General features: G+C 63.4%; 23 protein-coding genes. 8 read left to right on the forward strand and 15 right to left on the reverse strand.

What is annotated here, in order from left to right:
• The first annotated feature begins 78 nt into the window (after window positions 1-78).
• From FSY45_RS25320 to FSY45_RS27975, 3 genes are all read left to right on the forward strand, one after another.
• Window positions 79-1,035 carry a sulfurtransferase gene (locus tag FSY45_RS25320; protein WP_046462599.1) on the forward strand — a complete coding sequence of 319 codons (957 nt, stop codon included), beginning with the start codon at window positions 79-81 and terminating at the stop codon, window positions 1,033-1,035.
• A 156-nt stretch (window positions 1,036-1,191) separates the two neighbouring features.
• Window positions 1,192-2,289 (forward strand): YeeE/YedE thiosulfate transporter family protein, encoded by a 1,098-nt coding sequence (locus FSY45_RS25325; protein ID WP_046462600.1) that lies wholly within the window; start codon window positions 1,192-1,194, stop codon window positions 2,287-2,289.
• 13 nt (window positions 2,290-2,302) lie between these two features.
• The gene (locus tag FSY45_RS27975; RefSeq protein WP_003068846.1) at window positions 2,303-2,476 is read left to right on the forward strand and encodes a hypothetical protein; all 174 of its coding nucleotides are present in this window, start codon (window positions 2,303-2,305) and stop codon (window positions 2,474-2,476) included.
• Between the two features lie 62 nt (window positions 2,477-2,538).
• Here the strand turns inward: FSY45_RS27975 and FSY45_RS25330 are convergent, their stop codons facing one another.
• The 14 genes from FSY45_RS25330 to FSY45_RS25395 all read right to left on the reverse strand — a co-directional run bounded on the left by FSY45_RS25330 (window position 2,539) and on the right by FSY45_RS25395 (window position 20,136).
• Entirely contained in the window at window positions 2,539-3,489 is a 951-nt protein-coding gene (locus FSY45_RS25330; protein WP_003068843.1) for a VTT domain-containing protein, read from the reverse strand.
• Window positions 3,490-3,573: 84 nt separating this feature from the next.
• Window positions 3,574-4,488: an alpha/beta fold hydrolase gene (locus tag FSY45_RS25335; RefSeq protein WP_046462601.1), complete on the reverse strand. Its 915-nt coding sequence runs from the start codon at window positions 4,486-4,488 to the stop codon at window positions 3,574-3,576.
• A 92-nt stretch (window positions 4,489-4,580) separates the two neighbouring features.
• Complete coding sequence (locus tag FSY45_RS25340) at window positions 4,581-6,719, reverse strand: D-(-)-3-hydroxybutyrate oligomer hydrolase (protein WP_148748525.1); 2,139 nt, start codon at window positions 6,717-6,719, stop codon at window positions 4,581-4,583.
• Window positions 6,720-6,776: 57 nt separating this feature from the next.
• Window positions 6,777-7,847 (reverse strand): branched-chain amino acid ABC transporter permease, encoded by a 1,071-nt coding sequence (locus tag FSY45_RS25345; protein ID WP_046462603.1) that lies wholly within the window; start codon window positions 7,845-7,847, stop codon window positions 6,777-6,779.
• Window positions 7,848-7,858: 11 nt separating this feature from the next.
• Window positions 7,859-8,842, reverse strand: coding sequence for a branched-chain amino acid ABC transporter permease (locus FSY45_RS25350; protein WP_046462604.1), 984 nt, complete (start codon window positions 8,840-8,842; stop codon window positions 7,859-7,861).
• 76 nt (window positions 8,843-8,918) lie between these two features.
• Window positions 8,919-9,644, reverse strand: coding sequence for an ABC transporter ATP-binding protein (locus tag FSY45_RS25355; RefSeq protein WP_046462605.1), 726 nt, complete (start codon window positions 9,642-9,644; stop codon window positions 8,919-8,921).
• The gene (locus FSY45_RS25360) at window positions 9,641-10,471 is read right to left on the reverse strand and encodes an ABC transporter ATP-binding protein (RefSeq protein ID WP_012837425.1); all 831 of its coding nucleotides are present in this window, start codon (window positions 10,469-10,471) and stop codon (window positions 9,641-9,643) included. Before FSY45_RS25360 ends, FSY45_RS25355 begins: the two co-directional genes overlap by 4 nt.
• 211 nt (window positions 10,472-10,682) lie before the next feature.
• Window positions 10,683-11,870, reverse strand: coding sequence for a substrate-binding domain-containing protein (locus FSY45_RS25365; protein ID WP_046462606.1), 1,188 nt, complete (start codon window positions 11,868-11,870; stop codon window positions 10,683-10,685).
• Between the two features lie 257 nt (window positions 11,871-12,127).
• A complete protein-coding gene (locus tag FSY45_RS25370) occupies window positions 12,128-13,009 on the reverse strand; it encodes an amidohydrolase family protein (RefSeq protein WP_046462607.1) in 882 nt (293 codons plus the stop codon).
• A 47-nt stretch (window positions 13,010-13,056) separates the two neighbouring features.
• The gene (locus FSY45_RS25375) at window positions 13,057-15,045 is read right to left on the reverse strand and encodes an acetoacetate--CoA ligase (RefSeq protein WP_046462608.1); all 1,989 of its coding nucleotides are present in this window, start codon (window positions 15,043-15,045) and stop codon (window positions 13,057-13,059) included.
• Between the two features lie 85 nt (window positions 15,046-15,130).
• A complete protein-coding gene (locus tag FSY45_RS25380; protein WP_046462610.1) occupies window positions 15,131-16,645 on the reverse strand; it encodes a sigma-54-dependent Fis family transcriptional regulator in 1,515 nt (504 codons plus the stop codon).
• Between the two features lie 188 nt (window positions 16,646-16,833).
• Window positions 16,834-18,351: a tripartite tricarboxylate transporter permease gene (locus FSY45_RS25385; protein ID WP_003068815.1), complete on the reverse strand. Its 1,518-nt coding sequence runs from the start codon at window positions 18,349-18,351 to the stop codon at window positions 16,834-16,836.
• Window positions 18,351-18,944: a tripartite tricarboxylate transporter TctB family protein gene (locus FSY45_RS25390; RefSeq protein ID WP_003068813.1), complete on the reverse strand. Its 594-nt coding sequence runs from the start codon at window positions 18,942-18,944 to the stop codon at window positions 18,351-18,353. Before FSY45_RS25390 ends, FSY45_RS25385 begins: the two co-directional genes overlap by 1 nt.
• A gap of 226 nt (window positions 18,945-19,170) precedes the next feature.
• A complete protein-coding gene (locus tag FSY45_RS25395) occupies window positions 19,171-20,136 on the reverse strand; it encodes a tripartite tricarboxylate transporter substrate binding protein (protein WP_003068811.1) in 966 nt (321 codons plus the stop codon).
• Window positions 20,137-20,271: 135 nt separating this feature from the next.
• Between FSY45_RS25395 and FSY45_RS25400 the strand changes: the two genes are divergently transcribed.
• From FSY45_RS25400 to FSY45_RS25425, 5 genes are all read left to right on the forward strand, one after another.
• Window positions 20,272-20,973 carry a response regulator gene (locus FSY45_RS25400; RefSeq protein WP_003068809.1) on the forward strand — a complete coding sequence of 234 codons (702 nt, stop codon included), beginning with the start codon at window positions 20,272-20,274 and terminating at the stop codon, window positions 20,971-20,973.
• Window positions 20,970-22,445: a sensor histidine kinase gene (locus tag FSY45_RS25405; RefSeq protein WP_046462270.1), complete on the forward strand. Its 1,476-nt coding sequence runs from the start codon at window positions 20,970-20,972 to the stop codon at window positions 22,443-22,445. Before FSY45_RS25400 ends, FSY45_RS25405 begins: the two co-directional genes overlap by 4 nt.
• Window positions 22,446-22,477: 32 nt before the next feature.
• Window positions 22,478-22,918 (forward strand): RNA-binding S4 domain-containing protein, encoded by a 441-nt coding sequence (locus FSY45_RS25410; protein ID WP_034362959.1) that lies wholly within the window; start codon window positions 22,478-22,480, stop codon window positions 22,916-22,918.
• Window positions 22,919-22,930: 12 nt separating this feature from the next.
• Window positions 22,931-23,689 (forward strand): hypothetical protein, encoded by a 759-nt coding sequence (locus FSY45_RS25415; protein ID WP_046462271.1) that lies wholly within the window; start codon window positions 22,931-22,933, stop codon window positions 23,687-23,689.
• A 304-nt stretch (window positions 23,690-23,993) separates the two neighbouring features.
• On the forward strand, window positions 23,994-24,806 hold the full coding sequence (locus FSY45_RS25425) for a DNA/RNA non-specific endonuclease (RefSeq protein WP_046462272.1): 813 nt from the start codon (window positions 23,994-23,996) through the stop codon (window positions 24,804-24,806).
• Window positions 24,807-24,871: 65 nt separating this feature from the next.
• Here FSY45_RS25425 and FSY45_RS25430 read toward each other — a convergent pair whose 3' ends face one another.
• Window positions 24,872-25,618 carry a 16S rRNA pseudouridine(516) synthase gene (locus FSY45_RS25430; RefSeq protein WP_046462273.1) on the reverse strand — a complete coding sequence of 249 codons (747 nt, stop codon included), beginning with the start codon at window positions 25,616-25,618 and terminating at the stop codon, window positions 24,872-24,874.
• Window positions 25,619-25,802: the final 184 nt, after the last annotated feature.

Below are 25,802 nucleotides of genomic sequence, written 5' to 3' on the forward strand. Positions count from 1 at the left end.
CCTGTCGCGGCAAGGCCGGACAATAGAGGCCCTGGGCATAGCCATGCCCCTGACGAATCGGCTTTGCCGACTCCTGCCATGAAAAACTCTCTGACAAGCTATGCGCTGGTTCTGGGCTTGGGCCTGGGCACCAGCGCCTGGGCGCTCGCAGCCCAACCCCTGCTCAACCCCGAGCAACTGCAGCCACTGCTGCAGCAGGCCGATGTCCGCCTCATCGATATCCGCGACCCCAAAGCCTTCGAGGCCGGCCATATCGCCCAGGCCGCCAACGCCCCCTACGGCAAATGGCGCGGCCCCGCCACCAATCCCGGCGAGCTGCCCGACCAGGCCAAGCTGGTGGCGCTGGTGCAGTCCCTGGGCCTGACGCCAGCCACGCATGCCATCGTGATCTCCAGCGGTGCCGATGCCACGGACTTCGGTGCCGCGGCCCGCGTCTACTGGACGCTCAAAAGCCTGGGTCTCCAGGAGCTGTCCATCGTCAACGGCGGCATGAAGGCCTGGGAAAGCGCAGGCAAGCCCCTGGCCAAGACCCGCACGCAGATCGCACCCAGCAGCTACGCACCGACCTTTGACGCCAACTGGCTGGCCACCAAGCAGGACGTGGGCAGGCATCTCGACCTCTCCAACGCGGCTCTGGTGGACTCGCGCCCCGACGCCTTCTATCTGGGCAAGACCCGTGCGCCCGCCGCCAAGCTCTCGGGCACCCTGCCCGGCGCCCAGCAGCTGGATTTCAACCAGTGGTTTGTACCAGGTACTTCGCAGTTCGTGGATACCGCCAAGGCCAGGGAGATCGCCGCAAAGGTCCAGCGCCCGCAAGGCCAGGACATGGTGGCCTTCTGCAACACCGGTCACTGGGCGGCCACCGACTGGTTCGGCCTGTCCGAAATGGCGGGCCTGCCCAATGTGAAGCTGTATGCGGGCTCCATGGTGGACTGGACGCAATCCAAGGACGCGCCGCGCATGGCCAACCAGCCGGGCCGCGCCCAGTCATTGGCCTATGACGCCCAGAAATGGTGGGAAAAAACTTTTAAATGACTCCCCTGAGTCGCTTCGCGCCTTCCCCTAGCCGGGCGCCCCCAAGGGGACAACAACTTCGCTGCAGGGCGGCCTTTGCTCGTTGTCTCTGATCTGGGTGCATGCCCTTTGCGGAAAGTGCGTCGCAGTCCTTACCCATCAATTCCATAAAAACACATGAAACGACTTCCCATAACGGCCTTGCTGGCCGTTTTCTTTGGCTGGCTGCTGTGGTCAGTCTCGGTGCGTCAGGCGGCACTGTTTGCCGTCGGCATAGGCCTGGGCGCGGTGCTGGCCGGCAGGCGTTTTGGCTTCACCACGGGCTGGCGCATGCTGGTCGAGGAAAAAGACGGCAGCGGCATCTTTGGCCAGTTGCTGCTGCTGGCGCTGGCTGCAGCCCTGGCCATGCCTTTGCTGGGCCATTTCCCCGAGCTGACGGCAGCTCTCGGCCCCCCCAGCATCAGCCTACTGGTTGGAGCCTTTGTCTTCGGCCTGTGCATGCAGATCGCCGACGGTTGCGGCAGCGGCACGCTGTACAAAGCCGGCATGGGCATTCCCATGAACGCGGCCATACTACCCTTGTTCGCGATCGGCAGCTTTCTGGGCAGCCTTCACCTGGGCTGGTGGCTGGACCTGGGCAATACGGCACCCGTGGGCCTGGTCACGCAATGGGGCTGGGCTCCAGCGCTGATCGCCACGCTGGTCGCACTGGCCGTGATAGCGGCAGGCGTGGCCCTGTATGTGAAAAAGGCCAATGCCGCCCTGAACCGCCCGGCCAAGCCGCTGCTGGTGCGCAAATGGCTGGTCGGCGCCGTGCTGCTGGCCATCCTGGCCACGCTCAATCTGATCATTGCGGGCCAGCCCTGGGGCGTGGTCTACGGCTTTGGTCTGTGGGCCGCCAAGATCGTCAACGCCACGGGCGCCGTCGATCTGGCCAGCAACTGGTTCTGGAGCCAGCCCGGCAATGCGGCACGCCTGCACGAGACCGTGCTGCTGGACGTGACCAGCATCACCAATATCGGCATTCTGGGCGGCGCACTGTGGATTGCCGCCGGCAAGCCCGCGGCAGCCAAGGCACTGACAGGCACGCAATGGGTCGTGGCCCTGGTGGCGGGACTGGTGCTCGGCTATAGCTCGCGCCTGGCTTTCGGCTGCAATGTGGGCGCCATGCTCTCGGGCATCTCCACCGGCTCCATCCACGGCTGGATTTGGGTCCCACTGGCATTTGCAGGCACCATCTTCGGCCTGCGCATCCGCCGCCATTTCGGCTTCTGAGCAAGGAACAACCATGACCTCACCAAGCACCTTGCGCACCCTATTCTGGGCTCTGCTGCTCGTCTTTCTGGCCTGGGACTTTCATACATCGCCGGCCATCGACCTGCGCTTTGAAGCGCCGCTGATCGCAGCCGGCTCCGGCCAGGCAGCACAGGGCGGACATTGCTCCATGCCTGCCGGCAAATAAGCGCCTCGATCCGCTCGACGCCCTGCCCAAGGAATGGTCAGGGCGTTTTCTTTGGCGCCTGCTCAGGCCCGGGGCTTTTCCAGCTCGAAGCCCGCTGCCTCCCAGGCCGTCAGGCCACCGGACAATGGCCGGACGTTGTGAAATCCCGCACGCTGCAATTGCCGGGCCACGCGCGCGGCGGAGATCTCGTCGGGACAGTCGCAGTACACAACCAGGCCATGCTCATGCCGCTCGCGCGGCAGCAAATGTTCGTAGGCCGCCTTGCCTTTGCCCTGATGCTCCAGCCAGGAGCTGGCTCCGGGAATATGACCCTGACCGAAGAGCAGGGGTTCGCGCACATCGATCACCGTCGGCGTGATGCCCTGGGCGTTGAGCCCCGCCAGTTCCTCGACCGACATGCGCGGCATCTTCAGCGAACGCACCACGCGCTGCCTCTGCCACCATTTGCGCGCCACGAAGACCGCGAACGCCACGCACAGCAGCAGCAGCCCCCATTTGCCCAGTGCCGTCAGCACATCGAGCAGATCCTGCACCGTGGAGCTGAACAGCGAGCCCAGAAACACCGCCGAGCCCACCCAGATCAGGGCCCCCAGCGTATCGAACAACACAAAGGTGCGCAGCGGCGTGCCCACCACACCGGCCAGCGCACTGGCAATGGAGGCAAAGCCCGGCACGAACTTGGCCACCAGCAGGGACTTGGCACCCCAGCGTCCATAGACGGACTCGGTCTGGCGTATGCAGGCATCGGGCGAGAGCGAAATGCGGCAGATACGTCCCAGCACCCTGTGCCCATAGGCCCTGCCAGCGTGGTACCAGAGCACATCGGCTATCAGCGCTGCGGCCACCGCAATCACGGTGAGCCAGCCCAGACGTGCCAGGCTGCCCCCCTCCAGCGCTCCGGTCACCACCAGCACCGGATAGGCCGGGATGGGCGCGCCCAGCTGCTCTATCAGCACATTGAGAAAGACAATGCCGAAGCCGTATTCCCGAATCAGATCCACGACAAAACCCATGACCCACGCTCCTTACCCCGACCAGGGTTAGCCACCAATGCTAGCGAGACGCGAACATCCCCGGAGCTGCGAGGTTGTGGCGCGTCAAGCCTGGTGCAGATGGGACAGAACGGCCTCGAAATGCGTGCTCACATTGAGCGCCGGCGCATGGCCGCAGTCCGGCACCTCCAGCCAGGTCAGCAGACCTCGAGCACCGGGGCCACGCTGCTGCATCTGCTCGGCCACCGGCTTGAGCACCAGATCGGACTCCTCGCCGCGCAGCAACAGCACGGGCAGTTGCAGCGCGTCATAGTGATCCCAGAGCAGATAGTCGTTGTCATGCTCGGTGAACTGCTCGATCATGCGCGGATCGTAATGCGGGGTGACGCGGCCGTCATCGCAACGACGCGTGCTGGTCTCGGTCAGCTTGCGCCACTCGAAATCGCTGAGCCAGCCATAGGGCTTGTAGGCCGCGCGGAAAAAACCTTCCAGTTCGGCGACGGTGTCGAACACCGGCGGCCGGCCCGCGTAGCTCTTGATGCGGGCCAGCGCAGTCTCGGCCAGTTCGGGCGCATTGTCGTTGAGCGTGAGCGTGAGAATGCGCTGCCTGAGATCCGGCTCGAACAGGCCGGATGCACAGACCGTGCCTATCGCTCCGCCCATGCTGGTGCCTACCCAGTGCACCTGCTGCAGCGCCAGCGCATCCATCAGCTCGCGTGCCAGCCGGGCATAGAAGCGCAGCTGATACTCCTCGCGCGGGTTGCGGCTCCATTGGCTCAGGCCGCGGCCCAGCGTATCCGGGCAGATGACGCGATAGCCTTGCACCGCAAGAAACTGCGCCAGTGCATCCATGTCGCGCCCCGTGCGTGCCAGGCCATGCCAGGCGATCACCGTAGCCTTGGTCGGGCCTTGCGGCTTCCAGTCAAGGTAATGAATCTCGTAGCCAGCGCAGTTCGCATAGCAGGATGCCGGCACGATGGCCGCAGAAGCGCAGTTGTTGGGCATGGCAGGTTTCAGCATCAAAAAGGCCTCCAGCGCATATGTGATAAGCGCTATCAGCTATCAACTTCGGTAGTCAGCCGGCAGCCGTAGCCACCGGCCGGTCATGCGTATCAGTCCGGCACGCGGATGGCTCCGGCACTGACCTCTATCCTGTCGGCCGCTGCCGGCGTGCCGGCAATCAGCGGCAGATTGGCTGGCTGTATGGCCGGTGCCTGGCCCGGGTTGCCACCACGCGGCACGGTGCGCACCACCTGGCTGGGAGGCAGCGCCTTGCCGTTGGCAAGGTGGTCATACATGGCATCGAGCGCGCGGTTCAGATAGACATGCAGCGGGATGTAACGCGTGTCATAACCCGGCAGCACGGTGGGCAGGCCGATGAAGCTGTCGAAGTGCTGGGCATTCGTGACCTCCACATAGCTGAGCTTGCTGGCAGCGCCTTCCACTTTCCGGTTGAGCGCCACATAGGGCCGCGTCGTGTGGTTCACGGGCAGCAGCGCATCCGCGCGGCCATGGACGATGATGGCCGGCTTGCCCTGCAGATTGCCGTTGCGCCTTGTCTCGTCGACACCGGCCTGCAGCGCCCTGGCGGCGCCATCATTGCCCGTGACGAGATTGCGCAGGCATAGCGCACCCGGCGTGTTCCAGTCGGCCAGGCCCGAGTTCACCGAGACGGAGAGGAAGTCGCGCGCGGCACCGAACTTGCCCTTGTTGTTGATGAGCTGCACGCCGCTCGATGGCGGCACGCCGTTGCCTGTGGAGAACATGCTGGCCAGCGCCTCTGGGGCCAACGGCGTCACTGCGCCCGCAGCCGTCGCACCGGCATAGCTGTAGCCGCAGAGGTTGTCCTTCACGCTGGCGCGCGAGAGCGAGTTGGCAAAAGTGACCGACACGGCGGGCGCCACCTCAAAGGCGGCCAGTGAGGCGTGCAGCTCGCTGGACTCCGGCTCCCAGCCATAGTCGCGCAGCTTCTGCAAAGCTTCTTCGGCCTGGGCCGCCGTGGTCGTGGCATTCAGCAAGCCGGCAGTCCTGAGTGCCGCGCAGCGGTTGGGCGCAATCGGCAGAGCCGTGCCGGCAACCCCCGCAGCAAACGCAGCCGCATAGGGAGATCCGCTGACCGATGCCGCCAGCGAGGCGCAGGGTTGATAGAGGTTGGCATAGCTCGTGAAGTCCACCAGCGTCTTGCCCACCACAGGCAGTTCCGTGCCGCCGCGCTGCACGGTCACGCCGGGGCTGGCAGGCAACTCCACCGCAGGCTCGGACACGGCCACGCCGTTGATCAGCCCCTGCGAGTCCTGCTCGGCGGCGGCAATCGCCGCGCCGCCGCCGTTGGAGATGCTGGACGCGATGACGATGGTGTTGCTAGGCTTGAGCGTCCGCAGGCGTTCGCCCAGAATATTGCGGTCCCCATAGCGCTCGTTGAGCACGTAGTAGGCGAACTCCACGGCCTGCAGCGTGGTACGGCCCCAGTCCTTCTCTGGGTTCTGGCCCGAGTGCGCATGCTTGAAGGCAAAGCGGTTGGGCGTGGCAGTGTTGAAGGCGGCCAGTTCGCCAGCCGTGAGCCCTGCATTGAATGCAGCCTGCTTGCCCGCTGCGGCAGCCGTGCTGCGCGTGCCGTCGATCAGCGGCACGGTGTCGTTCATGAGGTCATGTGGCGCGGCGCCCGTGCCCTTGTCGGAATAAGCCACCGCGCAGCCGCGCTTGAGCCCCCATTCGCCCGTGGTTATGGCGCCGTACACGCCGCGCGAGCCCGAAGCCGTGGCGGTGATGATGCAGGCCTTCCTGGGATCGAAGCTGGCCGGCACCTGCACCATGAGCGTGACGTTCTTGCGGCCAGTGCCGTCGTCCGAAAACGCGATGTACTCGGTGCCGACAATCCTGCCTTCGCCGGCCGTCACCCGGCCCTGCGCATCCACATTGGGGCCGTAGAGCGTGCCGTAGCCGCCCGCTGCAGTCATGTCCAGCATGGCGCGGTAATTGGTGTAGATGGCCAGGCGGCGCAGCTCGGCCGCCGTGGGTTGGAGCGCGCTGGCAAAGCCCGGTGCCGTGGCCACGGCCAGGCCGCTCTTGCCCAGGCCCGCGGTCAGCAGGTCATCGCTGCTGCCGTCATAGCTCTGCTGCCGCACCGTGCCCAGGTAACCGGGTTTGGCATTGAGCTCGCCTCCATCGCCGCCCCCGCAGGCGGTCAGCACGGCGGCCGCCAGCACCGCAAGGGCCGCGGGTGGCAAGGCAATCGCATAGGTCTTCTGCATGGGCTTTGTCTCCTGTCGTAGTGAAGGCGGTCAGAGAAGGGATGCCAGTAAAAGATGTCAGGGCTTGCGCGCCGCAGCCGCGCGCAGCCTCCCCACGACACCCGTGGGGAAGTAATAGACCGAAAGCACGAACAGCAGGCCCAGCCACAGCAGCCAGCGGTCGGGCGACAGCAGTGCGGCCAGCCAAGGCAGACTGGCACTGGCCTCGCTGGCCATGCGCAGCAGATCCTGCAGATAGCTCTGGGCGATCAGGAACACCACCGCGCCTATCACCGCGCCGTAGATGGTTCCCATGCCGCCGATCACCACGATGAGCAGGCAGTCCATCATGATTTCGAACGAGAGCGAGGTATCAGGCCCGTTGTAGCGCAACCAGACAGCCAGCATGGCACCCGCCACGCAGGCAAACAGGGCCGATAGCACGCTGGAGGTGGTGCGGTAGACCACCACGCGGTAGCCAATGGCCTCGGCACGGAATTCGTTCTCGCGGATGGCTTGCAGCACGCGGCCGAACGGCGAATTGACGATGCGCAGCAGCATCAGCACCAGGGCCACGGCCACGACAAACAGCAGGTAGTAGCTGAGAATCTTGCCGTCGATGGTCACGCCGAAGATATCGTTCTCGAAAGGCTCGAAGCTGGGTGACAGCCATTCGGGCATCTTGAAGGTCAGGCCGTCCTCGCCCCCGGTCCAGTCCGACAGCTGAGATGCCAGAGTCTGGAAGGCCGCCGCCACGGCCAGCGTGATCATGGCGAAGAAGATGGCCCGCACGCGCAACGAAAACAGGCCTATGGCCAGCGACAGCAGCAGCGAGACCACGAGCGCACCGCCCAGCCCCGCGGCCAGCGCGCCCCAGCCCGCGCCCAGGCGCGTGGAGGCAATGGCCACGCCATAGGCGCCTATGCCGAAAAACATGGTGTGGGCAAAGCTCACGATGCCGGTATAGCCGAGCAGCAGGTCGAAGCTGGCCACCAGCACCACGAAGATCAGCACCTTGGCCGCCACATTGAGCGCCTTGACGCCGGGGAAGGCAAACGGCGCCACGGCAAGACCGATGAAGATCGCCAGCAGCATCAGCGCCAGGATGCGACTGCGCGGCAGATCGCCCGAGAGCAAACGTTTGAGCATTCTGTTCTCCTTCAGCGGTTGGCGACCGGATAGATGCCTTGGGGACGCCACAGCAGGATGGCGACCATGAGTGCGATATTGGAAAACAGCGCCACCTTGGGCACGAGAAAGCCCGTGTAGTTGGCCATCAGCCCGACGAGCAGCGCACCGATCAGCGCACCGCCCGTGCTGCCCAGACCGCCGATGATGATGACGATAAAGATCAGCACATTGACCTGGGCGCCCATCTGCGCCACCACGTTCTGCTGGTACAGGCCCCACATCACGCCGCCCAGGCCGGCCAGGGCCGAGCCCGCGACGAACACGGCCACGAACAATCGGCGCACGCGGTAGCCCAGGGACTCGACCATCTCGCGGTCCTGCACGCCGGCGCGGATCAGCAGACCAATCTTGGTGCGCGCCAGAGTCCAGGCCAGCACGGCGAACACGGCAGCCCCCACCAGCACGGCAAAGACCCGGTATTTCTCCACGGCCGCGTCGCCCAGCAGCCAGGCGCCCTTCATGGCTTCGGGCAGTGGCAGCGGAATCTGCTGCGGCCCCCAGATGACTTTGATCAGCTCCTCGCCGATGATCATGCCGCCCATGGTGATGAGAATCTGCTTGAGATGCTGACCGTAGACAGGCCGCACGATGAAGCGTTCGAAGGCCAGGCCCAGGGCCCCCGCCACCAGCATGGCCACGACCATGGCCGGCAGCACGGCCACCAGGTTGCGCCACAGCTGCGCCGAGCCCGTCCAGTCGCCCATGGCACCGAGCACGCTGGTGGCGACGAAGGCGCCCAGCGCGATGAACACGCCATGGCCGAAGTTGAGCACGTCCATGAGGCCGAACACCAGGGTCAGGCCCGAGGCGATGACGAAGATGATCATGCCCATGGCCAGGCCCGCCACCGTCAGCGTGAGCCAGGTGCTGGGAGAGCCCACCAGGGGCAAGGTAGCCAGCGCCAGCAGCGGCACCAGCAGCAGCGGCTTGTAATCCAGGTCCTTGCGCATCATGTCTTTACCTCGGCACCAACTTTCATATCCATAGCTGCCAGCGCTTGAGCTGTTTTTTGCTTTGATTTTTGTGACCTCATAGCGCCAGCCCCAGCAGCGACTGCTGCAGTTCCTCGTCGGCCGCAAGATCGGCCATGCGGCCCGCGTGTACGACACGGCCGTTGTCCATTACGGCCACGCCGTCACCCAGGCGCTTGGCGAAGGCAAGGTTCTGCTCGACCAGCAAAATGCTCACGCCGCCGGCCTTGAGCTGGGCGAAGGCCTCGATCATGTTGTTGATGATGGCCGGAGCCAGACCTTTGCTGGGTTCATCCACGATGAGCAGATCGCGCGGCTCGACGATGGCGCGCGCCACGGCCACCATCTGCTTTTGCCCGCCGCTGAGCTTGCCGGCCGGATGGTCCCAGAATTTCTGCACGGCCGGGAACAGCTCGTAGATCCAGTCCAGGCGCGAGCGGTCCATGCGCGCAGCATGCGAGGCCGAGCGTGCAGCCAGCAGCAGGTTTTCCTTGACCGTGAGGTCGGCAAAAATGCCCATGTTCTCGGGCACATAGGCGATGTTGAGCTGGGCAATCGCCGGCGTGGCCAGGCGCGTGATGTCCTGCTGGCCGAAACGGATGCTGCCCTGGCTGGCCTGCCACAGGCCCATGATGGTGCGCAGCGTGGTGGTCTTGCCCGCGCCATTGCGGCCCAGCAGCATGGTGACCTCTCCGCGCGGCACAGCCAAGTCCACACCGTGGAGGATGTGATAGGCGCCGATATGGGTGTGCACGCCCTGGAGTTCCAACAGTAGCTCGCTCATGGCTGTTCTCCCCTTCCCCCGGACGGGGGAAGGCTGGGATGGGGGGGAGCGTCAGTGCCGCCAACGGCATCCTGGGGCGTCAGCCCCAGGTACGCCTGCTGCACCACGGGCGAGGCAATGACTTCGGCCGGTTTGCCGTCAGCCACCAGCGTGCCGTTGGTCAGCACGATGATGCGGTCGGCCAGTTCGCGCACCACGTCCATCTTGTGCTCCACCAGCAAAATGGTCTTGCTGCGGTCCTTCTTGAGTTCGCGGATCAGGTCGAGGATCACCGGCGCCTCGTCATGGCTCATGCCCGCCGTGGGCTCGTCGAACATATAGACCTGCGGCTCCAGCGCCATGAGCAGCGCCACCTCCAGCTTGCGCTGGTCGCCATGCGGCAGGGCCGAAACCGGCTCATCGCGCCGCGCCCAAAGCGCCACCTGCTCCAGGATTTGCTGCGCGCGCGCCAGCAATGCGCGGTGGTCGCTCCAGATGCTCCAGAGGTTCATGCCGCGCCGGTGCGCGCCCTGGCGCGTGGCCTGCACGGCCAGGCGCACGTTCTCCAGCACCGACAGGGCCGGAAACAGATTCGTGAGCTGGAAGGCCCGTCCCAGGCCGGCGCGCGTGCGCGCCGAGGGTGCCAGACCCGTAAGGTCGCGCCCCTGCAGCGACACCCGGCCCTCCGTGGCCCGCAGCTGCCCCGAGATCAGATTGAAGTAGGTGGTCTTGCCCGCGCCATTGGGGCCGACGATGGCCGTCAGCGTGCCCGGCTCGAAGGAGCAGGTCACACTATTGACTGCCACATGGCCGCCAAAGCGAATGGTGAGCTTGTCAGTGGTCAGCATGAGAAATAGGCAAATCAGCCCCTAGCGCCCTATGCACAAGCGCATGCAGCTATCAAAAAGTGAACTTAACCTTGCCCGCGCGCTGACCAAGTCAGAGACGCCGAGCAAGAGCCGCCTCGCGGCGATGGCGTCGTCCCCCTCCCAAAGAGAGAGGGGACGCCCGGTTAGGGGTAGGCGCGGGGCCGCCTGGGCGAAGTAACTCAGGGGGTGGTTAGCGTCCGTTCCGGACGGGAACGTTCATTTCTTCAGGCTTGATCTCGCGCACCAGCTCGGGCACGCCCCAGGCAAAGGCCGGGTCGTTCTTGATCCTGAAGTGGTACATGCTCTGCATGGCCTGGTGGTCCTGCTTGCGGAAGGTCATCTGGCCCTTGGGCGTATCGAAGCTCATGCCCTCCATGGCCTTGATCAGCGTATTCGCCTTGGTGTCGCCATTGGTCTTCTTGAGCGCCGTGACGATGGCCATGGCGGCCGAGAAGCCACCTGCCGTGAAGAAGTCCGGCGGCGCCTTGAACTGCTTGTAGTTCATGGACACCAGCGCCTCGTTGACCGGGTTCTTGGGAATGCCGTAGTAGTAATAGGTCGCGCCTTCCATGCCCGGCAGGTTCTTGTAGGCGGCCATGGCAGGCAGGATGTTGCCGCCCGTGGCGATCTCGATGCCGTAGCGCTTGAGGTCCATGTCGGCGATCTTGAAAGGATTGCCGGCGCCTGCCCAGACGATCCAGATGATCTTCCTGCCCGGCTGGTCCTTGAGCTTGTCGATCAGGCGCTGGGCGCCGGCCGTGAAGTCGGTCGTGGCCGCGGGCAGGTACTCCTCGTGCACCAGCTTGCCCTTCTTGATGGCTTCCTTGAAAGCCTTGACGCCGTCGCGGCCGAAGGCATTGTCCTGGGCCAGCGTGGCAATGGTCACGCCGGGCTTGTCTATGGCCACGGCATTGCCGATCGCGTCCTGGCTGGAATTGCGGCCCGTGCGGAAGATGTACTTGTTCCACTTGTCGCCCGTGATCGAGTCGGCCACGGCAGGCTCGACGATCAGGATCTTCTTGTACTCTTCGGCCACGGGCAGCATGGCCAGCGCCACGCCCGAAGCGCTGGGACCCACGGCCAGATCGGCCTTGTCGTCCGAATACGCGGTGGCCAGCTGGCTCTTGCCGAGGTCGGGCTTGCCCTGGTCGTCCTTCTCGATCACCACCAGCTTCTTGCCTGCCACCGTCATGCTGCCACCCGTCGCGTATTCCAGGCCCATCATCAGGCCCGCCTGGGTCTGCTTGCCGTAGGCTTCCAGAGGGCCGGTCTTGCTGTAGACATGGGCAATGCGGATTTCGGATTGCGCCAGGGCGCCGGGAACATGAACCACCATGGCCGCCAGAACGGCCGCCTGCAGCAGGCTGCGCTTGTGCATGTGTTGTCTCCTTGAGGATGGATGCGGTGTGTCCGCTTGTCTTTCTATGGTGTGCAGATAGCAGTCTTCGTGCCAGTCTGGTTTTCCTCTGAGGAGCCGCCATACGCAGATCGGTATTGACTAAAAATCAGACAACATATGTCTTTAATTCAGACACTGACTGACTTCAATACAAATCAACAGCCGCCTTAGGGCCCATCCCAGGCTTTGCTCAATCCGCCATGAAAAAAGGATCACCGGGGTGATCCTTGTGGCTTTCATGCGGCATCGCGTTTTCTGTCCAGCTCCAGCAGCCGCACGGCGTTGTCCTTGAGAATGCCGGGCATGACCTCGGGTTTGAAGCCGGCGACCTCGAAGTCCTTCATCCAGCGCTCGGGCGTGATCAGCGGGAAGTCGCTGCCGAACAACACACGGTCCTTGAGCAGGGTGTTGGCGTACTGCACCAGCTGCTTGGGGAAATACTTGGGACTCCAGCCCGAAAGATCGATCCAGACATTGGGCTTGTGCAGCGCCACCGAGATCGCCTCGTCCTGCCAGGGAAAGCTGGGATGGGCCATGACGATCTGCATATCGCCGAAGTCCACGGCCACGTCGTCCAGCAGCATGGGGTTGCTATAGGCCAGACGCAGACCGCCGCCGCACTTCATGCCGCTGCCGATGCCGCTGTGGCCGGTGTGGAAGATGGCGGGCAGCTTGTAGTGGTTGATGACATCGTAGATGGGCCAGGCCATGCGGTCGTAGGGATGGAAGCCCTGCACCGTGGGATGGAACTTGAAGCCCTTGACGCCGCATTCGGTGATCAGGCGCTCGGCCTCGCGCGCGCCCATCTTGCCCTTGTGCGGGTCGATGCTGGCGAACGCCACCATCATGTCGCTGTTCTCGCGCGCGGCATCGGCAATCTCTTCGTTGGGGATGCGGCGGCGACCCAGTTGCGCCTCGCTGTCCACCGTGAACATCACCAGACCGATCTTGCGCTCGCGGTAATAGGCAATGGTTTCGGCGATCGTCGGGCGCAGCGAGCTGCCGAAGTATTTGTCGGCCGCGCGGTCGTACTCCTCGCCGTAGCTGTCAAAGGGATTGCGGCAGCTGACTTCCGCATGGGTGTGGAAGTCGATGGCGATCAGATCTTGATGATTCATGGGTGGGCCTGCTTTGGGTATTGAGTCAAATCAGCCTCAAGCGCTTGTCACGCCTGCGGTACCTGCTCTCGAAATTGAATAAAGAAATCAATGCTGGATGGATTGGCCATGGCATCGGGGCTGGCCACCTTGGCGGCGTCCGCTCCCAGCAGCAGCTTGCGCACCGGCACCTCCATCTTCTTGCCGGTGAGGGTGCGCGGAATCTCGGCCACCTGAACCACCACATTGGGCACATGGCGTGCCGAAGCCTTGGTCTTGATGGCGTTCTTGATCTGGGCGGTCAGCTCGCCCGTCAATGCCTGGCCTTCGGCCAGAGTCACGAACAGCGGCATGAAGGAAGGTCGACCCAGATATTCGAGATCGACCACCAGGCTGTCCTTGACGGCGTCGAGCTCCTCGACGACACGGTAGATCTCCGCCGTGCCCATGCGTATGCCGAAGCGGTTGATGGTGCTGTCCGAGCGTCCGTAGATCACGGCCGTGCCGCGCTCGCTGAACTCGATCCAGTCACCATGGCGCCAGCAGCCGGCAAACACGTCGAAATAGCTGTCGTGGTAGCGCGCCCCGCTCTTGTCGTTCCAGAAGAACACGGGCATGGAGGGCATGGGCTCGGTGATCGCCAGCTCGCCGACTTCGCCGACCACGCTCTGCCCCTGTTCGTTGAAGGCATAGGCGGCCACACCCAGCTCGCGGCACTGAATCTCGCCCGCGTTGACGGGCAGTATGGGCGCGCAGGCCACAAAGCCCGAGGCGATATCCGTGCCGCCGCTGATCGAGGCCAGCCACAGATCATTTTTGACGTTCTCGTAGACCCAGGCATAGGCATCGAGAGGCAGCGGCGAGCCCGTGGAGTTGATGGCACGCAGCTTCTCGAACTGGCGCCCCTTCTTCGGCGAGACACCATCCTTCATGCTCTTGGTGAGGAAGGCCGCACCGCAACCAAAGATACTGACCTGGTATTGGTCGATGAAGTCCCAGAGCGCATCGTCATTCGGCGCCGTCGGATTGCCGTCGGACAGGACCACGGTCGCGCCGGCCAGCAGGCTGCCTATCATCAGATTCCAGACAATCCAGCCTGTGCTGCCCAGGAACATGAAGCGATCGCCGGGCAAGACATCGTGCTGCAGGCGATTGGTCTTGAGGTGGGTGAGCACGATGCCGCCATGGCTGTGCACCATGGCCTTGGGCAGGCCGGTGGTTCCCGAGGAGTACACCACCCACAGCGGATGGGCGAACGGCACGCGCTCGAACTGCAGCGGCGCTGCATGGCGCGTTGCCTCATCCCAGCTCATGCAGTCGCGCCAGGGCACGGCAGCATGTTCGGCATCGCTGCCGAACAAGGGCCCCGGCACATGAATCACCCGGGCGATATCGGGCAGACCCTGGAGCACCTCGTCCAGCACATCGCGACGATCGAACTGCCTGCCGGCATAGGTGTAGCTGTCGGTCGCGAAAATCAGCTTGGGCGCAATCTGCTGGAAGCGATCCAGCACCACGGATACGCCCATCTCCGGCGCGCAACTGGACCAGATGGCGCCAATGCTGGCACAGGCCAGAAACGCCACCACGGTCTGCGGCACATTGGGCAAATAGGCCACCACGCGATCGCCACGCACGATGCCCAGACCGCGCAGGCTTGCCGCCAGGGCGCCCACATCGCGCTGCAGCTGCGGCCAGGAGACTTCGACCGGGGTCAGGCCCTCGCAGCGCGCAATGATGGCCGGACGCTGGTCGCAGGCCTGGCGGAAGATGTGTTCGGCATAGTTGAGCCGGGTTTCGGGAAACCACTCGGCACCCGGCATCTTGCGGCCGGCCAGCACCTGCGTCGGGTCACCATCGGCCTGAATGTCGAAATAGTCCCAGACGGAGCGCCAGAAGCCTTCGATATCCGTCGCCGACCATTGCCACAGCGCTTCATAGTCGGAGAAGTCACGGCCACGGCTGTCGCGCAGCCAGTCCATGTAATGCCACAGGCCGCTTTGCTCCTGCTGCTGCTGCGTGGGCCTCCACAACTCCTGCCCTTGTACCAATGCCATGCTGTCTCCGGACTCAAATTAGATATTTTTTATAACTATAAAAACAAACCAAGTCCTACTCACCAAGGGCAATCCCTAGCATGACTCAGAAATTCAGCTTCTCGAGCCGGTCGTAGAGCTTGGCGCGCGATATGCCGAGCGTCCTTGCAACGGCCAGCTTGTTGCCTCCATGGGCCTGCATCGCGGCCCTTATCGCACGGGCTTCTAGCTCGGCCATTTGCTCGGCAAGCGGCTTGAGCAAATCGCCCGCCGCAGCCACGGGTTCCTGCGCCAAGGGCTGCCGATGCGGAACCTGCAGCTCTACCCCGGACGAGCGCAGCACCTGTGCCAGCAGGCCGGCATCGATGTGCGAGTCATCGCAGCGCATGGCTGCCTGCTCCAGCACATTGCGCAGCTCGCGAATATTGCCGCGCCAGGCCTGTGCAACCAGCAATTCCAGCGCCCCCTTTCCCAGCTCCGGCGGAACCATGTCGTTGCGCAGCGCCAGGTCCTCGCAGAGCATTTCCACCAGGGCCGGGATATCGCTGCTGCGCTCGCGCAGCGGCGGCACGCGCACGGGCAGCACATGCAGCCGGTAGAACAGGTCTTCCCGGAAGCGCCCGTCGCGCACCATCTGCAGCAGATCCCGAGAGGTGGCGGCCACCACGCGCACATCGAAATGCACGATCTGGTTAGAGCCCAGCGGCTCGATCTCTCCCTCCTGCAAGGCCCGCAGCAGCTTGGCCTGCAGACTGGCGGGCATGTCGCCGATTTCGTCGAGAAACAGGGTGCCGCCATCGGCGAGCTTGAACTTGCCATCGCGCGTCTTGCGGTCGGCTCCGGTGAATGCGCCCGGAGCCACGCCGAAGAATTCTGCCTCCAGCAGCGTTTCGGGAATGGCCGCGATATTGACGCTCACAAAAGGACCGGCAGACCGCGCCGATGCGGCATGGATGGCATGGGCCAGCACCTCCTTGCCGGTACCGGTCTCGCCCAGCAGCAGCACCGGACTCATGGACTGGGCCGCCCGTCGCGCCTGGCGCTTGACCTCGACCGCAGCTGGACTGCTGCCCACAAAGCTGGCAAAGCTGTATTTGCTGCGGCGCGAACCCTGCACGGACGCCTGCAGGCTGCGGCTGCGCTGGGCAGCCAGCTCGCGCCGCGCTTCATCGAGATCGCGCTGCAGCATCGCAAACTTGCTGATCAGCGGCTGCAAGGTTGTCTCGGGCTGGTCGAACAGCACAATGCCGATGGCACCGATCACGCCACCTTCATCGTCATGCAGCGGCAGGCGGCTGACGACAAAGGTTCCGGCGCTATTGGTCAGCAGATCGATCAGGACCGGCTTGCCGGTCTCCAGCACGCTGCGCATCTGCGTGTTGGGGATGACCTCCTCCACCTTATGCCCGAGAAAATCGCCCACACCGGCTACTCCCAGGCGTGGCAAAAAACGCTCGTAGCCTTTGTTGACCCAGACAATGCGCCCGCTTCTGTCGACCAGAAACATACCCTGGCTCATTGACGAGAACAGCTGAAACATGGACCGTGCCGCCAATGCATAGATGCCGTCGGCATCGTCGGGCAGCTCGCAAGCGAAATCGTTGGGTAGCCGTTGGCTCATTTCGATCATTGCGCCATGGTAGGGCGACATTGCCCCAAAACCATCGGCACAGACCTCCAGCTAGCGCATTCAAAGCAATGCTTTAGCCGGCCTCCATAAAAAAATCCCCTGTCCAGCTCACCGAACAGGGGATATGAATGCAACGGGCTCCATGCGTACAGCACCCGCAGCAGGCTAGGAAACGGGACTCAGGCGGCGCTTGCCTCCCGGGCCTGCTTGGCCTCCGACAGGCGCTTGAGCACGCGGGGAATGATCAGTACGGCCAGCACAATGATGATCAGCGTCAGCGACATGGGACGCTGCAGGAAGATCCACCAGCTGCCTTCGCCGATCGACACTGCATTGCGCATCTGCGCTTCCGCCAAGGGGCCGAGGATCATGCCCACCACCACGGGGGCGGTGGGGAAGTCGAAGCGGCGCATGATCACACCGAGCAAGCCAATACCGTAGAGCAGGAACAGATCGAACGCGCTCTGGCGCATGCCGTAGGCACCGACCGTTGCAAAGATCAAGATGCCGGCATACAGCTGGGGACGCGGAATCTTCAGCAGCTTGACCCACAGACCCACCATGGGCAGGTTGAGCACCAGCAGCATCACGTTGCCGATGTACAGCGAGGCAATCAGCGCCCAGACCAGGGCAGCCGAACTGGTGAACAGCTGGGGGCCGGGGTTGATGCCGTAGTTCTGGAAGGCGCCCAGCAGCACGGCCGTGGTGTTGCTGGTAGGAATGCCCAGCGTCAGCAGCGGAATCAGGGCTGCGGTCACGGTGGCGTTGTTGGCAGCTTCCGGACCGGCCACGCCTTCGATGGCGCCCTTGCCGCCGAACTCGGCCTTGTCTTCGCCCTTGGCCAGCTTCTTCTCGGTCGCGTAGCTCAGAAAGGTCGGGATCTCGGTGCCGCCAGCGGGAATGCAGCCAAACGGTGTACCCAGCAGCGTGCCGCGCATCCAGGCGGGCCAGGAACGCTTCCAGTCACGCTTGGTCATGTGCACACGGGTCAGCTTGTTCTGCGACTCCTCGACCTTGCCTTCATACATGGCGGCATACAGCACTTCGGCCACGGCAAACAGCCCCACTGCCACCAGCACAATGTCGATGCCGTCCAGCAATTCCATCTTGCCGCCGGTATAGCGCGCGGCACCGGAGATCTGATCCATGCCGATGCAGCCTGCAGCCAGGCCGACAAACAGCGCCGTCATGCCGCGCAGCGAGCTTTGGCCCAGCACGGCGCTCACAGTGGTGAAGGCCAGCACCATCAGCATGAAGTACTCGGGCGGGCCCAGCTTCACGGCAAAGTCAGCGACATAGGGAGCAAACAGGGTCACCACCACTGTGGCAAAGGTCCCCGCGACAAACGAGCCGATAGCGGCGGTTGCCAGCGCCGCGCCCGCTCGGCCGCTCTTGGCCATCTTGTTGCCCTCCATGGCCGTGACCATGGACGCCGTTTCGCCGGGCGTGTTCAGCAGAATCGAGGTGGTCGAGCCGCCATACATGGCACCGTAGTAGATGCCGGCAAAAAAGATCATGGAAGCCGTCACATCCACCTTGGCGGTGATGGGCAGCAGCATGGCCACTGCCACGGCCGGGCCGATACCGGGCAGCACGCCCACAGCCGTACCCAGGGCACAACCCACCAGAGCCCACAACAGATTGACGGGCGTGATGGCGGTGGCAAAGCCTGCCATCAAAGCATTGAAGATATCCATTACAGCCACCCCGTCTGAGTCAAGCCAGGCAGATTGATTGCCAGGAACTGAGTAAACATCCAGAAAACGGGCGCTGAAATCAGCAAGCCAGTGATCACATCCTTCACCCAGGTACCGATTTCAGAGGCCTGAGGCTGATGCGCGGCGCGGCGCAGGCCTTGCACGGCCAAGACATAGCAAATCGTGCAGCTGAAGATAAAGCCGACGGTTCCAATCAAAGCCGCATTGATCAGCAGGCCTGCAGAAACCCAGACAAAAGACAATATATCGGCCTTGGCATGGCCGCCAGGATCCGCCGCATGGCGAAAGCCGCCGCTCCGAGCTTCCCAAATCAGCAACGCACCGCAAACGGCCAGCACGATGGCGCACAGCCAGGGCAGAAAGTTGGGGCCAACGCCACCATAGCCCGAATCGGAAGGAATCTGCAGTGCGCCGACAGCCAGGCCGACAGCGACCAGCAGCACGCCCGAACCGACAATGGTTTGTGCTCTTTTGGACGGTACATTGGGGCTTTGAGGCTCATCGGGGTCCGCATAGGCCGAAACCTGTGCGGCCTCCGCTGCCCGGGCCAGATCTTGGAATGAATCAGACATGATGAATGTGTTTGATTTCAATGGTTTTCGGAACCCGTCAGAGCAAACTTGCCAGCAGCTCTCACGGCATCATGGGGTTGCACAAACCCTGGCTTGCGCCGTCAGGGGGCAGGCCATCAATCAGTGCGGGGGAAAACAGCAGGACACAACGCGATCAGGGCTGAAGTCGCCAGCCCTGTGCCATGTCCTGAAAAGGCCGCTGCAGAACGCAGCGGCCTGGAGATCATCAGATCATGCCGGACTTGGCCATGGTGGCGCGCAGGCTGGCGAACTCGTCGTCGACGAACTTGCCAAAGGCATCGCCGCTCAGCCAGGCAGGTGTCCAGTCGTTCTTCTGCAGCGCTTCAGCCCAGGCCTTGCTCTTGGTGGCTTTCTCAATCTGGGCCACCAGCTCGTCGCGCTGGGCCTTGGAAATGCCGGGCGCGCCATACACACCGCGCCAGTTGCCGATTTCCACATTGATGCCCTGCTCCTTGAGCGTGGGAATGCTGGACGCCGCACCCTTGAGGCGTTGAGCCGAAGTCACGCCGATGGGCTTCATCTTGCCGGTCGCGATGTACTCGGCAAACTCGCTGAAGCCGCTGCCGCCCACGGTGACGTTGCCGCCCAGAATGGCGGAGATGGCCTCACCGCCCCCACGGAAAGCCACGTAGTTGATCTTGGCGGGGTCCACACCCACTTCACGGGCGATCATGGCTGCAGCAATGTGTTCGGTGGAGCCGCGCGAGCCACCGCCCCACTTGATGGAGCCAGGGTCCTTCTTGAGCTGGGCCACCACTTCCGCCATGTTCTTGTAGGGCGAATTGGCGGGCAGCACAAACACGTTGTACTCGCTGGTCAGGCGCGCCAAAGGCGTGGCCTGGCTCAGGTTGACAGGAGGCTTGCCGGTAATGATGCCGCCCAGCATCACGGCGCCCATGACCATCATGGCATTGGGATCGCCCTTGCTGCCGTTGACGAACTGGGCCAGACCGATGGCGCCGGCAGCGCCGCCCTTGTTGTCATAAGTGACGGAAGAAGCCACACCTGCGTCCTGCAAGGCCTTGCCCAGGGCACGGCCTGTCGTGTCCCAGCCGCCACCAGGGTTGGCGGGCAGCATCATCTTGATGGCTGCCGCTGCCTGGGCCGACAGGGGCAAAGCACCGGCCGCCGCCAGGGCTGCCAGAGACTTCAGAAACGTATCACGACGCATGATGTACTCCTTATGTAGTTGGTGAATGCAATCATGGACAGCCTGCCTGTCAAACGGCTGTCCAATCACCTAGGGCTATCCCTTAAGCAAGCCCGGTAGTTTCACGACTTGTCTTCGCATTCGCAGCGCAGTGCTATGTTCGGCTGCATGCAATTACTGCTTGTTGAAGATGATTCCGCCATGCGCACCACGCTGCAGCGCACCCTGATGCGCCGCGGGCTGCATGTGGATGTGGCGGCCGACGGCCCCAGTGCCCTTGCTCACTGGCAGACCCGCGAACCCGATGCCGTGGTGCTGGACCTGAGTCTGCCCGGCCTCGACGGCCTGCAGGTGCTGGAGCGCGCCCGGGCCCTGGGCCTGCGCACACCGGTGCTGATACTGACGGCACGTGGCACCGTGGGCGACCGCGTCATGGGGCTGAACGCCGGTGCCGACGACTATCTGGCCAAGCCCTTTGACCTCGACGAACTGGAAGCACGCCTGCGCGCCCTGCTGCGCCGTAGCCAGGATAGCTTCACCCCCAGATCGGCCTCTGAAGTTATCACCCTGGGCGCATTGCGCTATGAAAAGGAAAGCGGCGCCATTTATCTCGACGACAAGGTTCTGGAGCTGACCCCGCGCGAGCTGTCCATGATGCATGCGTTGCTGGCCCGCCCAGGCCATGCGGTCACCAAGGAACGGCTGTTCAGTCTGGTCTTCCCCGGCGAGGTCGATGTGCAATACGAGGCCGTGGAAGTCGTGGCCTACCGGCTGCGCAAAAAGCTGGGCGGCACCGGCGTGCAACTGGTCACGCTGCGCGGACTGGGCTATCTGGTCAAGGCCGAGGCCGCGGCATGACAGCCGCTGCGGCCAAAGCGCGGCCCAAGACAGCCTGGTCGCTGCGGCGCCTGCTGCTCACCGGCATCTTGCTGCCTGTGCTGGCGCTGATTGCCCTCAACGCCTGGAGCCTCTATCAGCAAACCCTGGCATCGCTGCACACGGCTTACGACAGAACCCTGCTGGCCTCGGCCAAAAGCATCAGCGAGCAAATTGGCGTCACGGGATACGACGATCAGGCACAGTTGCGCGCCATCGTTCCCTATTCGGCACTGGAAATTTTCGAGGCTGACAACCAGAGCCGCATGTTCTACCGCGTCTCCACGCTGGACGGACAGTTGATCTCCGGCTTCGAGGAACTGCCTGTCTGGAACGGCAGGATTCCACAGCGCCCGCCCTATGCGGCGCTGGTGGACTTCTACGACGACGAGTTTCGCGGCCACCCCGTGCGCGTGGCCGTGCTGCTGCAGCCGGTTGCCAGCGCCGACGGACGCGGCATGGCCGTGATCCAGGTGGCCGAAACCCTGGAACTGCGCGAATCCCTGGCCTTGCAGATTCTGCGTGACACCTTGATTCGTCAGGCCCTGCTGGTGCTGGTCGTCGCCCTGATCGTCATCATCGTGGTACAGCGCGCCACCCAGCCCATACGCCAGCTCAGCCAGGACCTGCAGGGCCGTGCCCAGGGGGATCTGAGTCCGCTGGCTGCGCCCGAGGTCCCGCGCGAAGTCCAGCCTCTGCTGGAAGCCACCAACCAGACCATGCAGCGCCTGCAAGGCCTGCTGAGCAATCAGAAGCGCTTTGTGCGCGACGCCTCGCACCAGCTGCGCACGCCGCTGGCCGTGCTCAAGGTTCAGGTCCAGTCTGCCAAGCGCGGCGATATTCCACCGGCCCAGGCCTTTGCCGAGATTGACGACACGGTGGACCGCGCCACCCGCGTCGCCAATCAGATGCTGGCCCTGGCCAAGGTCGAGCAGCTGCGCCAGGAAGACAGCAACCAGAACAGCTCCATACTCGCCCAGCTCGACGATATCGTGCGCGACGTGGCGCTGGAGCTGTCACCGCTGATTGCCGATCACGACATGGATTTCGGCATCGAAACCCAGGCCTGCTGCGTGGCCGCCCATGAATGGATGCTGCGCGAGCTGACCCGCAACCTGCTGCACAATGCCATACGCCACACCCCCAGGCACGGGAGTCTGCAGGTCGATGTGCGCGCGCACGATGGCATGGCGCAGCTGAGTATCGAAGACAGCGGCAGCGGCATCGACGATGAACTGGCCCAGCGGCTGTTCCAGCCCTTTTCGGCGGGCAATACGCGCAGCGGCTCCGGCCTGGGCCTGGCCATCTGCCAGGAAATCGTGCAGACCCTGGACGGCCAGATCGAGCTGCGCAACCTGCACGACGGACTCGGCCGCGTGCGTGGCCTGCAGGCGCTGATTCAGCTGCCCCTGCACAATGGCGATGCCCAGGACATGGATACTGCTCTGACTTGAATCGCCATCCCTTCACGCCGCAAAATACCGATATGAGTGAAACTGAATCCATGCGTCTGGACAAATGGCTATGGTGCGCGCGGTTCTACAAGACCCGCAGCCTGGCTGTGGAGGAGATTGGCAAAGGCCGGGTCACGGTCAACAACGCCAATGCCAAGGCCTCGCGTGAAATCCGCCCGGGCGACCACATCCACCTGCGCCAGGGCAATATTCCCAGGGAAGTCATAGTGCGCGGGCTGAGCGGCATGCGCGGCCCGGCACCCGTGGCCCAACAGCTATACGAGGAAACGGCACAAAGCATTGCCCAGCGCGAACAACTGGCCGAGCAGCGCCGTCTGGCACCCGAGCCCGCCGAAGCACTGGCGGCCCAGCACACCGGCCGCCCCACCAAGCGCGACCGCCGCGAAATCGATCGCGTGCGTCAGGACCGCAGCGGCTGGGGCGACCGCTGGAGCGCTTCCATCGATGACTGAAAACCTTCGCCCATGAAGCGCAGGCTGCTGATCTCCACACTCTCCACCCTGGCAGTTGCGGCAACCGGCGCCTTGAGTTGGTCGTGGCTGCGCAAGCGGCAGGGCAGTACCGAACGTCGAGCCGTGATCCAGACGGTCTTCAGCCAGGCGCTGCCGCCGCTGAGCGCCCAGCATCAGCAGCTGATGCGCCTGCTGCGGGTGCGGTGGATGCCCGTAGAGTCTGGGGCACCCGGCTTCGATCCCGTGCAACCCTTTGGCGGCGATCTGTCCACCCTCGACACGGCCCAGCAAGTGCTGCGCAGTCACGATCCTGCTCTGGCCACCCGGCTCCTGACCGAGGTCTGCCTTTGGCTGCCGCAGTTTGTGGCCACCGCCACCTTGGCGCCCGGTCGCTATGCCTTGCCGCCCGACTTCTCAGGTCAGGCGCCAGACAGCAGCTTCGACTTTCGCCCCGAACACCTGACGCTGCTGCATGCCGCCCTGTGGCGTGAAGTCGGTACCGATGACCTGCCTTATGTCTTGGCCGAGGAGGAAGACGGCCAGGCGATCTGGCCCTTGCCCTATATCGACGGCAAGCGGCCATATGGCGACCGCAGCTACTACCAGATCGACATGGCAGACATTCTGGGCAAGCCCTACGCCAGGAACGCACAGGGCCAGTACATCTTGCCGCCTCAGAAAGATGAGGCACTCAAGCAGCTGCATCTGCAAACCCAAGCCGCACTGCAGATTCTGCTCATGCATGGAACGCCCTCGGGGATTCGCAACTAGGCGAAGTAAGCCGGGGCTGGGCTGTGGCAAAGTCCACCCTCATAAAATATGAGCACTTAGCGCTTTATTAGAAAGCTTTTTAGGAAACTTTTACCTTGAAAAGCTTTCAAAGCTTGCGCAAGCAGCTCTTATTCAAGTAGCAATCAATCATCCTCGATGACGGGCAGACTCGCTCTTGCGCCTGGGCTGCTGGCACTCTTTTCATCTCCCTCGGCCTTCTTCGCGCATGTCTTCCGCTTTTTCAGCACCGCTTTCCTCTTTCTCCTCACGAGTCCCGCTATGGCTGCGCCATGCCGGCATCGCAGTGCTGGTCATCAGCAGCGTGGCCTGCTCCGCCAGGATGCCTGCCCCCCCGGCAGCGGCCAGCCCCGCACCGCTCATCCAGATCAGCAATCCCACACGCAGCACCCAGGGCTTTGAGCAATGCCCGCAGTTCTTTGCCAATGGCAAAGCTCCCGTGCTCAGCGATCAGCCCAAGCTGCGGGCCCTGTGCTATGACGCGTTTGCCGTGCTGCACAGCGGCCAGAGCAAGACGCCCGTCTTCGTTGCTCAACGTCTGAACAAGGCCCTGGTCGCCGATGCCGACGAAAAGCGCACCAACAAGTTCTACAGCGATGCCCGCCTGCCCCGCGATGAACGCGCCGAGCTGGACGACTACAAGCGCTCCGGCTACTCACGCGGCCACATGGCTCCCGCTGGCGACATGCCGAGCGCACAGGCCATGGCCCAGAGCTTCTCGCTGGCCAATATGGTGCCCCAGTCCATCAAGCAGAACGGCGGCCCCTGGGCCCGTATCGAAAAAGACACGCGCAGCTATGCACAACGGGCTCAGGGCGATGTCTACATCATCACCGGCCCGGTCTTTGAGGCCGGCGCAGCCTCCGTCGGCCACAACCAGGTGCGTGTGCCCAGCTTTCTCTACAAGCTGGTTTATGACGCTCAGAGCCAGCGTGCCTGGGCGCACTGGCAGGCCAATGATGACGCAGCCCGCGTCACCGAGCCCATCAGCTATGCGGAGCTGGTACGCCGTACCGGCATCGAATTCCTGCCCGGCGCTGCGCTGCAAACTTCGGGCAAGCTCCAGCAGGCGTCCATGCTCCCTGCGCAGCGGCACTGATTTCCCCTGTCGCCAATCAAAAAGCCTGCTGGCGCAAGCCAGCAGGCTTTTTATCTTGCTTTGTCTTACTTGCCCGGCTTGAACAATTCCAGCTCATCCGCCGTAAGCCAGCGCCATTGGCCAGGCTCCAACTCTGCGGGCAACTCCATGCCGCCGATTCTTCTGCGATGCAGACCTTCGACCCGGTTGCTCACAGCCGCAATCATGCGCTTGACCTGGTGATACTTGCCCTCGGTCAGCGTCAGATCCAGCACATGGCTATCCACCTGCTCGCAGGCCGCTGCCTTGACGGGCTTGGGATCATCATCGAGTACGACACCATCCAGCAGCCGCTGTATCTGCTTGGCATCCAGCGGATGCTTGCAAGTCACTCGATAAACTTTGGAGACATGCTTTTTGGGCGACGACATGCGATGGATGAACTGGCCATCATCGCTGAGCAGCAGCATGCCCGTCGTATCTTGGTCCAGACGACCCACCGCCTGAACACCTTGCACCGCCCCTTTGTTGGGTCGCTGACGCAGCGGAGCCGGTAGCAAGGTATAGATGCTGGGATAGGCCGATGGCTTTTGCGAGCATTCGGTGCCGGCTGGCTTGTTCAGCAGCACATAACCCAGCTCGTGATACTCCCACTCCACGCCTTGCACCCTGAAACGCAGACCTTCGGGATCCACCTGCTGGGTGGAATCCAGGACCTTCTCCCAGTCAGAAGTCTGCGGGTTCCACAGCTCCACCCAGCCTTGCTGCACCAAGCCGGAGCAGACACGGCGAATGCCAAAGCCCTGTGAATACAACATGTCCTGCAGCTGCATGCTCATCCTTTCCATATCCACTACTGCGCAAGCAATATCAAGAATACCGATTGATCAAATAAAAAACCCCGTAATCTTTCGACTACGGGGTTTTCACTGTAAGAGCCTGACGATGACCTACTTTCACACGGGAACCCGCACTATCATCGGCGCAAAGTCGTTTCACTGTCCTGTTCGGGATGGG

The sequence above is a fragment of the Comamonas sp. Z1 genome, from assembly GCF_008121555.1.
Taxonomy (GTDB): Bacteria; Pseudomonadota; Gammaproteobacteria; order Burkholderiales; family Burkholderiaceae_C; genus Comamonas; species Comamonas thiooxydans.

What these genes read in the sequence shown, in the direction of transcription:
- FSY45_RS27975 (WP_003068846.1), top strand. Translation starts at nt 2,303, where the DNA reads ATGACCTCACCAAGCACCTTGCGCACCCTATTCTGGGCTCTGCTGCTC.
- FSY45_RS25335 (WP_046462601.1), bottom strand. Translation starts at nt 4,488, where the DNA reads ATGCTGAAACCTGCCATGCCCAACAACTGCGCTTCTGCGGCCATCGTG.
- FSY45_RS25370 (WP_046462607.1), bottom strand. Translation starts at nt 13,009, where the DNA reads ATGAATCATCAAGATCTGATCGCCATCGACTTCCACACCCATGCGGAA.
- FSY45_RS25385 (WP_003068815.1), bottom strand. Translation starts at nt 18,351, where the DNA reads ATGGATATCTTCAATGCTTTGATGGCAGGCTTTGCCACCGCCATCACG.
- FSY45_RS25340 (WP_148748525.1), bottom strand. Translation starts at nt 6,719, where the DNA reads ATGCAGAAGACCTATGCGATTGCCTTGCCACCCGCGGCCCTTGCGGTG.
- FSY45_RS25365 (WP_046462606.1), bottom strand. Translation starts at nt 11,870, where the DNA reads ATGCACAAGCGCAGCCTGCTGCAGGCGGCCGTTCTGGCGGCCATGGTG.
- FSY45_RS25430 (WP_046462273.1), bottom strand. Translation starts at nt 25,618, where the DNA reads ATGCAGCTGCAGGACATGTTGTATTCACAGGGCTTTGGCATTCGCCGT.
- FSY45_RS25415 (WP_046462271.1), top strand. Translation starts at nt 22,931, where the DNA reads ATGAAGCGCAGGCTGCTGATCTCCACACTCTCCACCCTGGCAGTTGCG.
- FSY45_RS25345 (WP_046462603.1), bottom strand. Translation starts at nt 7,847, where the DNA reads ATGCTCAAACGTTTGCTCTCGGGCGATCTGCCGCGCAGTCGCATCCTG.
- FSY45_RS25330 (WP_003068843.1), bottom strand. Translation starts at nt 3,489, where the DNA reads ATGGGTTTTGTCGTGGATCTGATTCGGGAATACGGCTTCGGCATTGTC.
- FSY45_RS25320 (WP_046462599.1), top strand. Translation starts at nt 79, where the DNA reads ATGAAAAACTCTCTGACAAGCTATGCGCTGGTTCTGGGCTTGGGCCTG.
- FSY45_RS25395 (WP_003068811.1), bottom strand. Translation starts at nt 20,136, where the DNA reads ATGCGTCGTGATACGTTTCTGAAGTCTCTGGCAGCCCTGGCGGCGGCC.
- FSY45_RS25380 (WP_046462610.1), bottom strand. Translation starts at nt 16,645, where the DNA reads ATGAGCCAACGGCTACCCAACGATTTCGCTTGCGAGCTGCCCGACGAT.
- FSY45_RS25360 (WP_012837425.1), bottom strand. Translation starts at nt 10,471, where the DNA reads ATGCTGACCACTGACAAGCTCACCATTCGCTTTGGCGGCCATGTGGCA.
- FSY45_RS25325 (WP_046462600.1), top strand. Translation starts at nt 1,192, where the DNA reads ATGAAACGACTTCCCATAACGGCCTTGCTGGCCGTTTTCTTTGGCTGG.
- FSY45_RS25355 (WP_046462605.1), bottom strand. Translation starts at nt 9,644, where the DNA reads ATGAGCGAGCTACTGTTGGAACTCCAGGGCGTGCACACCCATATCGGC.
- FSY45_RS25350 (WP_046462604.1), bottom strand. Translation starts at nt 8,842, where the DNA reads ATGATGCGCAAGGACCTGGATTACAAGCCGCTGCTGCTGGTGCCGCTG.
- FSY45_RS25400 (WP_003068809.1), top strand. Translation starts at nt 20,272, where the DNA reads ATGTTCGGCTGCATGCAATTACTGCTTGTTGAAGATGATTCCGCCATG.
- FSY45_RS25390 (WP_003068813.1), bottom strand. Translation starts at nt 18,944, where the DNA reads ATGTCTGATTCATTCCAAGATCTGGCCCGGGCAGCGGAGGCCGCACAG.
- FSY45_RS25375 (WP_046462608.1), bottom strand. Translation starts at nt 15,045, where the DNA reads ATGGCATTGGTACAAGGGCAGGAGTTGTGGAGGCCCACGCAGCAGCAG.
- FSY45_RS25410 (WP_034362959.1), top strand. Translation starts at nt 22,478, where the DNA reads ATGAGTGAAACTGAATCCATGCGTCTGGACAAATGGCTATGGTGCGCG.
- FSY45_RS25405 (WP_046462270.1), top strand. Translation starts at nt 20,970, where the DNA reads ATGACAGCCGCTGCGGCCAAAGCGCGGCCCAAGACAGCCTGGTCGCTG.